This is a genomic window from Pseudovibrio sp. FO-BEG1 (assembly GCF_000236645.1).
Lineage (GTDB): Bacteria > Pseudomonadota > Alphaproteobacteria > Rhizobiales > Stappiaceae > Pseudovibrio.
In genome coordinates this window covers 266,604-279,813 of sequence record NC_016646.1, presented here as the reverse complement: position 1 = coordinate 279,813, position 13,210 = coordinate 266,604, and the positions used below count along the sequence as shown (strand labels likewise).

Sequence of the window (13,210 nt, the reverse complement as noted above, 5' to 3'; positions counted from 1 at the left end):
ACAACTACATAATGTTTTGCTTGTTAAATCTCTCTGCTCTAAAACTGGGGGATCACTGTGAGGGGGAACATTATGCATGTAAAAATGCTGGGCTGTGGCGACGCGTATGATGCGCAAAAAACGAATTCATCTCTGCTGATTTCAGAGAGTGATTTCAAACTGCTTATCGATTGCGGCCCAACCGTGCCTCAGGCTCTGTTTGCCTATGGGATGACGGCTGATGATATCAGCTGCATTTACATCTCACATTGTCATCCGGACCATTGCCTTGGTCTGACAACGCTGTTGAACTACATGAAGTCCTTCAAGCGATCCAAACCGCTGACCATCTATCGTCAGGCGTCCCAGCATCAGGCGCTTTATCGTTTGATGGAGTTTGCTTATTGGCCGGAAAAAGATCTAGGCTTTGAGCTTCATTGGAAAGATTCAGAGGAGCTGACTGAAGTTGGCCCATGGCGCGCAGAAACGACGCCAAGCAATCACTCAGTACCCAACCGCAGTCTGCAGCTGAAGAGCGACGGTGAGGTACTGTTCTACTCAGGGGATGGCCTGCTCTCTCCAAAAGGTGAAGAATTGGCGGCGCAGGCGGATCTGGCCTTTATTGAATGCGAGTACATGACTGCTGCCAATGGGCATGGATCATGGGCAGATGTAAAAGGCTTGCAGCGCAAAGCGGGAAGCCGCTGGGTGCTCTATCACATTGATGACGCTTCCAGACCAGCAGTTGCTGCTGCGATCAAAGAGTATCCTGAGTTTTCGTTGGGAGAAGACGGTCGGGAGTTCGAACTCACCGGAGTGAAGGCTTAGGCGACCGCCTGAGCTTTCTCCAGCCAATCAGATGCGAAGATATCTGCTGTGAGCGGCTTGGCGAAGTGATAGCCCTGCGCATAGCAGCATTTGATGTCTCTTAAAATGTCGACCTGCGTCAGGTTCTCGACACCTTCTGCAATAACTTTCAGGTCCAGCAGGCTCGCCATCGCCGTGATCGCCTCAACGATATCACGGGTGGCCTGATCGGATTCCATGCGCTGAACGAAGCTGTGATCGATCTTGAGCTTGTCCAGCTTCTGCGTGCGCAGCTGCCAGAGGGCAGAATGGCCGGTGCCAAAGTCATCAATGGCGATGATCATGCCTGCGTTGGCCAAAGCATCCAGATTTTCCTGCGTATGGCCGGTATCGTTGACGAAAGCAGACTCGCTCAGCTCGATTTCATAGGTTTCCGGTGGAACGCCCAAACTTTCCAGAAGCGCGAGAATCTCTGTCACACGGTTTGGCTTTGCCAGTTCACGCTCAGAGATATTGATGGCAATACGTCCGGTGAACTCAAAGCCTTCTGAAATCCATTTGCGATACTGACAGGCGGTTTCGCGGAAGAGCCAGTCAGAGATATCGTCGATCATGTTCTGACACTCAGCGATCGGAATGAACTCAGATGGTGAGATCGGACCAAGGTCCGGGTCTTCCCAACGCATCAAAGCTTCCACACCAGAAAGCTTGTCGTTCTTCAGCTCAACAATTGGCTGATAGTTCAGTCGCAGATTGCCTTCGTGGATTGCCGTTGTGAGCTTTTCTGAAATCAGTACCTTACGAACAACGGCTTCTTCCATCTGGCAGGTGTAGAAGCTGAAGCCGAGATTGTTGTACTTGGAATGGTACATGGCGATATCAGCCTGCTTCAGCATGGTGCTGCTGGATGCGCTGGCCAACTGGCTTACGGCCACGCCAATGCTGGCGGAAAGGATCGGTGATTGCTCGCCAAGATCAATCGGGGCTACCATCGCTGTCTGCAGCCGATGAACGGTCATCTCCGCTTCTGCGTTGGACGTCTCGCGAAGCAGAATGACAAACTCGTCGCCGCCCAGGCGGGAGAGCAGGCCGTTCTCGTTCAGAACACCTTCAAAGCGCTTGGCGGCTTCAACCAGAAACTCATCACCGGCATCATGGCCCAGGGTGTCGTTGATTTCCTTGAAGCGGTCCAGATCCATATAGATGACAGCGCATTGGCTCTCGTCGCGTTTGGTATCGTCAACGGCCTTATCCAGCTCTTGCAGAAAGTGCGCGCGGTTCGGCAACCCAGTCAGCGCATCTGTGTAGGCAAGTTTGGAGAGCTCGACTTCGCTCTGCTTCTTCTCGGTGATGTCTTTTTTGATGGCCAGATAGTAGTTTTTGTTGGCGCTGCCACCTTCCCATTCAATCGGGGAGATTTTGGAGTGCTCAACGTACTCTGTTCCATCCTGCCGGCGGTTGATGAACTCGCCTTCCCATGGTTCTCCTTTGCCCAAAGTGGACCAGAGATCTTCGAAGGTTTCAGGAGGGGTTTTGCCGGAGCGGAGAAAATCCAGATTGCGGCCAACGGCGTAGTCTGCGGAGTACCCTGTGGTCTTCTCAAACTGAGAGTTTACATAGACAATTGTACCTTCATGATCTGCAACCATGATGGTTTCAGCACACTGTTCTACTGCAACTGACAGAAGCTCAGGAGGTACGAGCACAATATCCTCGGCAAGACTTTAAACTAAATTGCATGCACTGAATAATTAAACTGAAAGATAAGCGCAATGGTTCATCGCAGATAATTAAGGGAAAGATTTAGTTTTAATTGTCTTTAATATTTCATTTAGGAATAATGAAGTCTAAACATCATAGTATATTCAAGTATTATTATGTGACTATATTTTAGATAATTTTGAAATATTAGTACTAAATGGTCTGGTCGGGTTGGTGATTAAGTGTAGGCGGTCGTTTCTTAGAAAATAGAACAAGGGTTCAACATAAGAACGGGCTTTATTTGACCAGCTGGAAAAGAATATTGACCATTACATTTATAAATAGAGGGTAAATTCTGTTTTTTGTCCATGAATTGTCCGGACAATACAAGAGTAGGTTGCATATAAAAAAGGGGAGCCGAGGCTCCCCCTTGGTTTCTTATGCATCCTGCAGTTGCGTGGATAACGGTATATCCTTGCGTCCACCAGCCTTGCTGCTCTCAACAGCAAGGTCCAGCACCTGCTGAAGATTCGCTGCATGGCGGAATGTCGGGTGTCCGTTGACGCCGGATTTCACCGCTTCTGCAAACTTGCGGTAGTTGTTTGGCGTCGGGCTCAGTTCAACCTGCTCCCACTCTGCCTTTTCCAGATTAGGGCCAGAACAAACAAACAGTTCACCCAAATCACCCGTGTTGGTGACTTTGATACCGCCCTTTGTGCCGTGAATCTGAAGATGCAGATCGTTCATGTGGCCAGAGGCAAAGCGGCTGGCGTGAACGACGCCAACAGCACCTGATGCCGTTTCAGCCATCATGGTGAAGCTGTCATTGGCGTCCAGCTTGTACTCACCAATCTGATTGCCCGGTGCTTTGTCGAAGGTTTTCAAGTGACAGGAGACAGACTGGTACGGCGCGCCGATGGCAAAGCCCGCAAAGTCGAGGATGTGAATGCCCACATCACCCAGAACCCCAAGTGAACCGTGGGATTCAGACAAGCGCCACAGCCACTTTTCTTCTTTGTCCCAATGGCCCCACGCAGGCTGGGTCAGCCAGCTTTGCAGGTAAGAAGCCTCGAAGTGACGGATTTCACCAATCTCGCCAGCAGCAATCAGCTCATGGGCTTTCTGAAGCGCAGATACATCGCGGTAGGACAGGTTGACCATGTTGATCAAACCAGCCTGATCTGCTGCAGTTGCCATCTCATTCGCATCAGCGAAGTTGCTTGCCAGCGGCTTTTCGCAGAAGACGTGCTTGCCAGCGGCCAGAAGCGGCATGGTGGTTGGGTGGTGCACGGCATCCGGTGTCACGTTTGCCACGGCATCAAACTCACCCCATGCAAGAGCATCTTCCAGGGAGGTGAAGCGCTTCTCGATGTTATGTTCATCGCAAAACGCAGTCAGGCGCTCTTCGTTGCGGTCTACACCGCCGACGATGTCTACACCTTCAATTTCGCCGAACTTCTTGGCATGGCTGTTTGCCATGCCGCCAGTTCCTACAATGACCAGACGCATTACCGGTAGCCTTCCTCGCCAGCTTTGTGCAGACGTGGGCCACGTTCCTCGATCTTCTCAGGAGCCTGATCGACCGGAACGTTTGGCGCTGCATTCGGATCTGCCACGCGTGGCTGCGGGTTGTAGGCCCACTTCACGCCATTGGCGATAACGCGCTGAACGGTTTCATTGTGATAGGTTGGATAGGTTTCATGCCCTGGGCGGAAGTAGAAGATGTTACCTGCACCGCGCTTGTAGGTCAGACCGGAACGGAACACTTCGCCGCCCTGGAACCAGCTGATGAAGACAGTTTCCAGCGGCTCCGGCACTCCAAATGGCTCGCCGTACATTTCTTCGTTTTCCAGCTCGAAGCTGTCCGGAATGCCCGCAGTGATCGGGTGGTTGCGGGATGTCACCCAAAGACGCTCACGCTCGCCAGCTTCACGCCATGTCAGGTTACAAGGTGCGCCCATCAGGCGTTTGAATGGTTTTGCAAAGTGCGCGGAGTGCAGGAAGATCATGCCCATGCCGGACCAGACGCGCTCGCACACACGCTCAACAATCTCATCAGACACGTCGCCGTGTGCCGCATGGCCCCACCAGATCAAAACGTCTGTGTCTGCAAGGCGCTCTTCGGTAAGGCCGTGTTCCGGGTCCTGAAGAACGGCGGTTGTGGCAGAAATTTCTGGATCATTGTTCAAAGCAGCAGCGATGTGATTGTGCATGCCATCTGGATAGATGTCTGCAACAATTTTGTTCTCTTGCTCGTGGACGTTTTCGCCCCAGACAATGGTCTTAATCATTGGCGTATTCCGATAAATGTGGAGTGTCTTGCCTGAGGACCAGACAAAACGGCCATATGGAAAAGGGCCTTCCTCATTGCGAGAAAGACTGCGGAATTGTTCATTTGTGTAGGTGCGATGCTATCGCGTCTTGGGACCGCAGAACGCGGTTGACTTCAACTCTGCTTCAACCTTGGTATGAAATGCCAATGAAATATCAAGAAATTCACCGAAACATTTGTTGCAGTGCAACCGATTTACTGCGCACTATGGAACCCCTCTAAGTAACCTCAAGTTTTTACGGGGATTCCATAGCTAGTCACCTCATTTTCTAGAAGGTTTTACGGACTAGGAGTTCACCAAAGCTTCATCAAAGGTAAGCGTCAACGTTTCCCCCGCGACAGTATTTTGCGTTGCCACATAAAGTTGCAGGGTTGCGTCGAAGCTGGACCCAGCAAACGGCAGTTTGCAAAGCACCTTTAGTTCGCCGCCATGATGGCTGATAATCTTGGCCTGAGTTGGTTTGCCGCGCTGCCAGTTCAGGTCAACTTCAAACCCACCTCTCGCCCGCAGACCCCGGACTTCACCCTCAGGCCAAGCGCTTGGCAAAGCAGGTAGAAGTTCGATGCCGTTATGGGTGGTGTTCATCAGCATTTCGGCAACACCGCGTGTGTAGCCAAAGTTGCCATCAATCTGGAACGGAGGGTGTGCGATCATGAGGTTGCCATAGAGGCCACCCTCTTCACTCTTTGGCGCTTCATTCTCTACCCGATTGAACATGTTATGGATGATCTTATAGGCATGATCGCCGTCGCCCACACGTGCCCAAAGGCAGATCTTCCAGCCCATACTCCAACCTGTCGCCAGATCACCGCGGATCTCCAGAGACCGAACGGACGCCTTCAGCAGATCAGGCGTGTCTTTGCCGATCTGATCGCACGGGAACAGGCCGTAAAGATGGGAGAGGTGGCGGTGAGTCGGCATGAACTCCTTGAAATCCTGAGACCATTCCTGCACTTGGCCTTGCGCGCCAATCTGATAAGGCAGTAACCGTGCAGCCTTCGCTTCCAGCGTATTTGCCAGTTCAGCATCTAGTCCCAGCAGTTTCGCGGCGGCTGCTGTGTTGGTGAAGGTCTCACGGATGATCGCGCAGTCCATGGTGCTGCCTTGATCGACGGTGATGACATGGCCGTCTTCATCCAGATATCGGTTCTCCGGGCTGGTGCTGACTTTTGGCACCAGATAGCCATCCTTGTTCTCACAAAGCCACCATTCATAAAATTCAGCGGCAGACTTCATCAGCGGATACGCGCGGTTCTTCAGGAACTCCTTGTCGCCTGTATAAAGGAAGTGTTCCCACATATGAGAGAGCAGCCATCCTGCCGCCATTGGCCAGAACGCAGAGGCAGGATCACATGGAGAGGGGACGCTATCGCGCCAGATGGTCGTGTTGTGGAAGGCGCACCAGCCGGGCGCGTTGAACATCTTCTTGGCTGTTCGAGCGCCGGATACTGCCAGTTCTTCGATCAGCATGAAAAGCGGCTCATGCAGGTCTGAAAGACCCGTGATCTCCGCAGGCCAGTAGTTCATCTCCAGATTGATGTTCATGGTGTAGTTGGAGGACCACTGCGGGCGGCGCAAATTGCTCCAGATGCCCTGCAAGTTAGGCGGCTGGCTACCTCCACGTGATGAGGCAATCAGAAGATAGCGACCATATTGAAACTGCAACGCAGCGAGGGCAGGATCACCTTTTTCCTGAAACTGCTCCAGCCGCGTACTGGTTGGCAGATCAGGGATGGCGTTATTGCCCAGTTTGAGCGAGACGCGATCAAACAGTCTCAACACGTCGTCACTGTGCTTTTGCAGAGTATCCTCATAGGAAACAGAACCCGCTGTATCCAATGCACTCTTCACGATTGGAGCCGGATCTTTTCCTTCCCGGCTTGGGCTCTTGTCCGGCCCGTTGAAGCTGGTCGCTATTGCGATACGAAGGGTAACAGCTGTCGCGCCTTCAATATGCAGCTCACCTCGTTCCGGGCGAATGCGTCCGCCTTCCAGTTCAACAGAAAGGCCTGCTTCAAAGTAAGTGCCTTCGCCTAAACCATCCTCGCTGTAGACGATACCGCCGCGATGTCCATCCTGCTCGTTTTCAGCGAAGGGGCGGAGTTTGCCATCTGCGCCAAAGATTTCTGGGTTCCGGCTCTGCTCCTGATCATGCTCGATGCGCTCAATCACACGGCTGCTGGTGAAGGCTGGTGCCTGTCCACGAAGGTGCAGGCGTGTATTCTCCGCTTCGTGCGTGGTGCGGCAGGTCGGGTGTGGGCTGTCGTAGCGCAGGCTGAAGGAGAGGGTGCCGGGCTTATCTGCTGTCAGGCGCACAACAATGACGTTGTCCGGGAAGCTCGCAAAACTGGTGCGCTCGAACGTCGTGCGGTTTTGCTCGTAGCTCTCATGATGCAGGGAGTGACGGATGTCCAGTGCCCGGCGGTAGTTCGAAACGGGACTGTCATCGGCCATGGTGATGAACAGATTGCCAACCGGCTGATACGCCTGCCCCTGCCGCCCTGTCCAGTTTTTGCGCACAAATTCCTGAGCTTCGAACAGCTTGCCGTCTCTTAGCAGAGCTTCCACGTGATCAATCTGATGTGCGATTTCGGGCACCGGATAGATGCGGGTCGGTTCACCTGAATAGAGCGTGTCTTCATTAAGGTGAATGCGTGCACTCAGCGGATTGCCGTAGACCATAGCCCCCAAGCGACCGTTTCCAAGAGGTAAGGCTTCATTCCAATGAGCTGCGGGGGTGTCGTACCAGAGCGTATGTGCCGGATCGGCGTTTGGGAAGAAATCTGTAATCACGATGACTATCCTAAGAAGTTCGGGCAGGTCCGGTGCTGTCCCGAACCTTCAAAATGTTGGAAATGGAAACGGAGCGGGGCGGGATTGCCGGGTCTTCTATGATGGAAAGCAGAAGTTTTCCGGTGGCTTCTCCGAGAGCGGTGATGGGTTGGGAAACAGTGGTCAGGCGAGGGTGCATGGAAGAGGCGACATAGCTGTCGTCATATCCGATGATTGAAAGATCGGTCGGGACTGAAAGGGTCATCTCCTGAGCAGCGTGGAGCGCGCCTGCGGCCAGCAGGTCTGTGGTTCCAAAGATCGCAGTGATTTCAGGAGAGGCCTCCAGCAAAGACCGCGTTGCTTCAAAGCCAAAGGCGACCTGATCCTTTGCGTTGTGCCGCTTGATGTGCAGCTCGACAGGCTCTGGAAACTGAGCAATTGCGCGCTGCACGGCTGCCAGGCGCAGATCATGCGGGCCTTCCGTGTGCCACGGTTCAAACGGCAGCAGCATGCCAATGGAACGGTGGCCCAGTTCCAGAAGATGCTGAATGGCGATGTGCCCACCCTGCACATTGTTGAGGTTGGCATGAAACTGTAGCGGATCAACCGGATAGCTTTCCACCAACACACACGCCACATTTGCCTTTTCCAGACGTTGGATGAGGGACGGGATGTGCGAGGTATCTTTGAATGGACGCAGAAGAATACCGCCGACGCGCATATCGAGCAGAAACTCGATCTGCTCTTCTTCCATCGTCCGCTCGCCGTAGGTGTTGCTCATGATCGTGGTGAAGCCATGATTGAAGAGCGTGTCTTCGGCCGCGTCGGCGAAGATGGAACTGAAATGCGTGCTGTGATCGGTCTGAAGAATGCCGACGATGCGGGTTTCTTTCTGCCGCAGGCTGCTCGCCAGTTTGTTTGGGCGATAATCCAGCTCAATAATTGCTTGCTGCACTTTTTCACGAGTTTTGGCGTTCACAGGGCCAGTGTTGTTGATGACCCGCGACACGGTAGCCGTGGATACACCTGCTACCTCTGCTACACGACGAATATCGGTCATGCCAAAAAAGTCCTCGCGAAAATATATTATTATGCAACACTCATAGAAGTGTGGGAGCGGGTCTCGATGAATCAGAGTTTCATAAAACAGTCATGTAAAAATACGATCAAAAACATGTAAACGTTACACTTTGATATTTCACGGCTGCTATTTATGGGTTTATACTAATTTTCGGGGCGTAACAAGTGAAATTGAAACTCACAACTGTTGCAATTCTGCGAATTATATAGCTCACCTAAGGACGTCGGTATGGGAGGAGACCTGCTGGCAAGCTTCAATATATGACGCCGATTCGTCATATGAGTGTCATGTGTAGAAGCAAAAAAGTGAAAAGGATTACAGCGATTCCAATTGCTGGTAGTCTTTACACAAAGCTTGCGGAGGAATTTTGCAATGAGTTTGAAACGTAGTCGGCAGGTGGTTTTCGCCGGAGCAGTAAGCGCGCTGGCCCTTGTGGCAGCCACAGCTGCAGCTTCTGCCAATCAATGTTCAGCATATAATCAGGCACCGCTTCTGGATCAGATGTCCGGTCTGCCAGCTGTCGCGGATCGTCTGCCGGTTAATCCACTCGTTGTTGAAGGGATTGAGGGCATCGGTACTTACGGCGGTGAGATGACCGACGTTTATGCAGGTTCGCGTATTGGTGATTATCGTCGTTATGGATATGACCCGCTAGTACGCTGGAGCCCGGATGGCTCTGAGGTTCTGCCTAATATTGCTGAGACTTGGGATATCTCAGCGGACGCGACCACATACACATTCAAACTGCGTGAAGGGTTGAAGTGGTCCGACGGGAAGCCGTTCACAGCCAAGGACATCCAGTTCTGGTGGGATCACATTGAAACCAACCGCGAGATCAACCCCAAAGGGCCTCGCAAGATGTTCATCGTTAATGGTGAAGAAGCGAAGGTTGAAGCACTGAACGACACAACAGTGCGCTTCTCCTGGAGTCAGCCAAACGGTGTGTTCCTGCTGGATATGGCGTCTCCATACGGCCAGCGCGTGGTTCAGTTTGCTGAGCACTACGTCAAAGACTTTATGAAAGAGCTGAACCCGGATGGCGTTGCCAAGATGATGTCAGATGCGGGTGAGGCTGACTTCGGTAAATGGTGGCTGGGCCGCATTGGAACCTACGGCAAAAATGCTGAGCACAATGATCCGAACCGCCCAACCATGCTTGCATGGCGTCCGACCGAAGCGGTTCTGGGTAAAGAGCGTTTCACCTTTGAGCGCAACCCATACTACTGGAAGGTCGACAGCTCCTGTAACCAGCTGCCATACATCGACAAACGCACCTGGGTGCTGGCGAAGGATCCGGAAGTAGCGCTGCTGAAGACTGTTCAGGGTGAGATCGACATTTCTCCGCGTAACATCTCCACGCCTCCAAACCGTGCGGTGTTCTTCGACAACAAAGAGCGCGGCAACTACCGTCTGGTGACAGCAAACAGCTGTAACTACAACAACGCGCAGTTCATGTTCGCCATGAACCACCCTGATCCGGTCAAGGCGCAGGTGTTCCAGAGCAAGGACTTCCGCATTGGTCTGTCGTTGGGGATGGACCGTGATCTGATCATTGATGCCGTGTATCTGGGGCAGGGAGAGCCATATCAGGTCAGCCCACGTCCTGAATCTCCTTACTACAACGATCAGCTGGCCCGTCAGTACACCGTGTTTGATCCTGACCTTGCCGCTGAGCATCTGGACAAGATCCTGCCTATGGGACCGGATGGCAAACGCGTTGGCCCTGACGGCAAGCCGTTCAAGTTCATCGTGCACGTCAACGAAGGCTTCCGTCCGGACTGGGTGGATATGATGCAGATCATCGCAAAAGACTGGCAGGAGCTGGGTCTTGATGTGGTGGTGAGCGTGGCCAGTGATGAAATCCACATGGCGACCCTGCAGCGTCAGGATAAAGAGATCACCATCTGGGTGGGTGAAAATGGCTGCGGCCAGTTCCCACTGGTGAACCTTGAGCGCCTGACCAACTTCAAAGAGCACGGCAACTGGGAAGGCTGGGATGCGTGGTACGATCTGAAGAAAGATCCGAACAAGACCATCCGCGAAGGCGTTGTTCCAACTGAGCCACCAGCAGCTGTGAAGCGCATGTACGAGATCGCTGATCTGGTGCCAACCAAGGTGGGTGCTGAGCAGACTGAGCTGATGGAAGAGTTCATGCAGCTTTCTGCAGATAACTTCCTGTCCATGGGCATTGCGTTGCCGGGCGGCGGGTTCCGCTCCATCAGCAACAAGCTGCGCAACGTGCCGGACACACTGTTGGAAGGCTGGCTGTATCCGGGGCCTGCTCCGGTGAACTTCTCCAGCTTCTACATCGATCCTTCCAAGAAGTAATCGATCGCCTGAACCAATCTGCCCCTTCCTGTGGGGAGGGGCAGAGCCTTGCAACTAGGATATCTGCTTTAAATGGGAATGTTTGTTGTCAAACGGGTCCTGCTGATGATCCCAACCTTGCTCGCGATTTCACTCGTCGCGTTTTTGGTGATCACGCTGCCACCCGGAGACTATATCGACCGACTGGTTTTGGAAGCATCAATGGATGGTGACTACATCACCGCTGCTGAAGCCGACGGTTTGCGGAAGATATACGGTTTGGATAAATCCGTTATGGCTCAGTACTTTGACTGGGTCTGGAATATGGTTGTTCATGGAGATTTAGGGCGCTCCTTCAGCTATGAGCTGCCCGTGGAAGAGCTGATCTGGGATCGGTTGGGCATGACCACCTTGCTCTCCATCTGCTCTATGGTTTTCATCTGGACCGTTGCTATTCCAGTTGGCATTTTCTCTGCCGTTCGCAAATATTCCTTCGGCGATTACATCGCCACTTTCCTTGGCTTCATTGGCCTCGCAGTGCCCAACTTCCTGCTGGCGCTCGTGCTGATGTATGTTTCGTTCCGCTATTTCGGGCAGAGCGTGGGGGGCTTGTTCTCACCTGAGTATGTCAACGCGTCGTGGTCGTTCGCCCGTATCGGCGACCTGATGAGTCATATCTGGATCCCGATGATTGTGCTAGGCACCGCTGGTACAGCCAGCGTGATCCGCACAATCCGCGCCAACCTGCTCGATGAGCTGCACCGTCCTTATGTTGTGACGGCCCGCGCAAAAGGCATGCCGGAGCACTGGGTGCTGGCCAAGTACCCGGTTCGCCATGCGCTGAACCCATTTGTTTCCAGCCTCAACGAGTTGTTTGTACAGATCGTGTCTGGCTCCACCATTGTTTCCATCGTGTTGGGCCTGCAAACCACCGGCCCGCTGTTGTTTGATGCGCTGCGCCAGGAAGATATGTATCTGGCAGCTGCTCTCATCATGTTCCTGAGCTTCCTTACAGTTCTTGGAACGTTGTTCTCTGACATTCTACTTGCCTGGCTTGATCCACGTATCCGCCGCCAGTTCAACAACGGGGGGCTGTGATGAGCGCTGTAGACGTGGCCGGAGTTCCGGCAAACTCAAGAGCTTATGAAGGCCAGTGGCGCCTGATGTGGCGCCGTTTCCGCAAACACAAGCTGGGCATGTTGGGTGGCATCATCACACTGCTGATCTATCTGATCGCCGCTTTTGTAGAATTTCTTGCGCCCCATGACCCCAATGACTTTAGCGTGCGCAACACGTATGCGCCGCCGCAGAGCATCAACTGGTTTCTGGAGACAAAAGAAGGCACTGTGTTCCAGCCTCATGTGCTGGGGTATCGCTCCAAGATCGACTATAATTCCGGGCGCCGCACCTTTGTGGAAGATCCGCGCCGAGTTGTGAAGCTAGGCTTCTTCGTCAAAGGCAAACCCTACAAGCTGTTCGGCTTTATTCCCGCAGAACGCCGCCTGTTTGCGCCAGTCAAGAAGCGTGACCGCATGTTCCTGTTGGGGGCAGACCGTCTTGGCCGCGATGTACTGAGCCGCACGATCCATGGGACTCGCGTGTCCATGACCATTGGCCTTGTTGGCGTGGCGCTGAGCCTTGTGCTTGGCGTGCTGATTGGCGGGCTTTCGGGCTACTTCGGCGGCTGGGTGGATACGGTTACGCAGCGTGTTGTCGAGTTCCTGCAATCCCTGCCAAGTATCCCGCTCTGGATTGGTCTGGCCGCTGCTATTCCACCAGATACGCCGCCTCTGCAAACCTATCTGCTGATCACGGTTATCCTGTCGATCATCGGCTGGACGGGGCTGGCCCGTGTGGTGCGCGGCAAATTTATTTCCCTCAAATCGGAGGACTTCGTAAAAGCTGCAAGGTTGGACGGATGTTCGGTGCCGCGCGTTCTGGTACGCCATATGGTGCCGAGTTTCATCAGTCATATCATTGCAGTAGTGACGCTCGCCATTCCGGGCATGATCGTGGCTGAAACCTCTCTGTCTTTCCTTGGCATCGGCCTGCGCCAGCCCGTGGTCAGCTGGGGTGTTCTGCTTCAGGAAGCACAGAACATCCGCTCCATCGCCAACGCTCCGTGGCTGTTCTGGCCGGGTGTGATGGTCGTGATCGCTGTGCTTGCACTCAACTTTTTCGGTGACGGCTTGCGTGATGCTGCCGACCCTTATTCCAAGTGAGGAACGAG

At 53.3% G+C, this 13,210-nt stretch carries 9 protein-coding genes; 4 read left to right on the top strand and 5 right to left on the bottom strand.

The window, feature by feature from the left end; genetic code table 11:
• The first annotated feature begins 72 nt into the window (after positions 1-72).
• Positions 73-807 (top strand): MBL fold metallo-hydrolase, encoded by a 735-nt coding sequence (locus PSE_RS25865; RefSeq protein ID WP_014290355.1) that lies wholly within the window; start codon positions 73-75, stop codon positions 805-807.
• Here PSE_RS25865 and PSE_RS25860 read toward each other — a convergent pair.
• The 5 genes from PSE_RS25860 to PSE_RS25840 form a co-directional block, all read right to left on the bottom strand.
• Complete coding sequence (locus PSE_RS25860; RefSeq protein ID WP_014290354.1) at positions 804-2,492, bottom strand: bifunctional diguanylate cyclase/phosphodiesterase; 1,689 nt, start codon at positions 2,490-2,492, stop codon at positions 804-806. The genes PSE_RS25865 and PSE_RS25860 overlap by 4 nt on opposite strands.
• A 433-nt stretch (positions 2,493-2,925) precedes the next feature.
• The gene (locus PSE_RS25855; RefSeq protein WP_014290353.1) at positions 2,926-3,996 is read right to left on the bottom strand and encodes a Gfo/Idh/MocA family protein; all 1,071 of its coding nucleotides are present in this window, start codon (positions 3,994-3,996) and stop codon (positions 2,926-2,928) included.
• Positions 3,996-4,778 carry a ThuA domain-containing protein gene (locus tag PSE_RS25850; RefSeq protein WP_014290352.1) on the bottom strand — a complete coding sequence of 261 codons (783 nt, stop codon included), beginning with the start codon at positions 4,776-4,778 and terminating at the stop codon, positions 3,996-3,998. The genes PSE_RS25855 and PSE_RS25850 overlap by 1 nt, the downstream gene beginning before the upstream one ends.
• A 327-nt stretch (positions 4,779-5,105) precedes the next feature.
• Positions 5,106-7,613 (bottom strand): glycoside hydrolase N-terminal domain-containing protein, encoded by a 2,508-nt coding sequence (locus tag PSE_RS25845; protein ID WP_041769227.1) that lies wholly within the window; start codon positions 7,611-7,613, stop codon positions 5,106-5,108.
• A gap of 10 nt (positions 7,614-7,623) precedes the next feature.
• A complete protein-coding gene (locus tag PSE_RS25840) occupies positions 7,624-8,652 on the bottom strand; it encodes a LacI family DNA-binding transcriptional regulator (protein ID WP_083841649.1) in 1,029 nt (342 codons plus the stop codon).
• 393 nt (positions 8,653-9,045) lie between these two features.
• Here PSE_RS25840 and PSE_RS25835 point away from each other — a divergent pair, with 393 nt between their 5' ends.
• From PSE_RS25835 to PSE_RS25825, 3 genes are all read left to right on the top strand, one after another.
• Positions 9,046-11,001 (top strand): ABC transporter substrate-binding protein, encoded by a 1,956-nt coding sequence (locus PSE_RS25835; protein ID WP_014290349.1) that lies wholly within the window; start codon positions 9,046-9,048, stop codon positions 10,999-11,001.
• Between the two features lie 72 nt (positions 11,002-11,073).
• Positions 11,074-12,078 (top strand): ABC transporter permease, encoded by a 1,005-nt coding sequence (locus tag PSE_RS25830; RefSeq protein WP_041769226.1) that lies wholly within the window; start codon positions 11,074-11,076, stop codon positions 12,076-12,078.
• Positions 12,078-13,202 carry an ABC transporter permease gene (locus PSE_RS25825; protein ID WP_008550797.1) on the top strand — a complete coding sequence of 375 codons (1,125 nt, stop codon included), beginning with the start codon at positions 12,078-12,080 and terminating at the stop codon, positions 13,200-13,202. Before PSE_RS25830 ends, PSE_RS25825 begins: the two co-directional genes overlap by 1 nt.
• The last annotated feature ends 8 nt before the right edge of the window (positions 13,203-13,210 follow it).

What these genes read in the sequence shown, in the direction of transcription:
- PSE_RS25865 (WP_014290355.1), top strand. Translation starts at nt 73, where the DNA reads ATGCATGTAAAAATGCTGGGCTGTGGCGACGCGTATGATGCGCAAAAA.
- PSE_RS25855 (WP_014290353.1), bottom strand. Translation starts at nt 3,996, where the DNA reads ATGCGTCTGGTCATTGTAGGAACTGGCGGCATGGCAAACAGCCATGCC.
- PSE_RS25850 (WP_014290352.1), bottom strand. Translation starts at nt 4,778, where the DNA reads ATGATTAAGACCATTGTCTGGGGCGAAAACGTCCACGAGCAAGAGAAC.
- PSE_RS25840 (WP_083841649.1), bottom strand. Translation starts at nt 8,652, where the DNA reads ATGACCGATATTCGTCGTGTAGCAGAGGTAGCAGGTGTATCCACGGCT.
- PSE_RS25835 (WP_014290349.1), top strand. Translation starts at nt 9,046, where the DNA reads ATGAGTTTGAAACGTAGTCGGCAGGTGGTTTTCGCCGGAGCAGTAAGC.
- PSE_RS25830 (WP_041769226.1), top strand. Translation starts at nt 11,074, where the DNA reads ATGGGAATGTTTGTTGTCAAACGGGTCCTGCTGATGATCCCAACCTTG.
- PSE_RS25825 (WP_008550797.1), top strand. Translation starts at nt 12,078, where the DNA reads ATGAGCGCTGTAGACGTGGCCGGAGTTCCGGCAAACTCAAGAGCTTAT.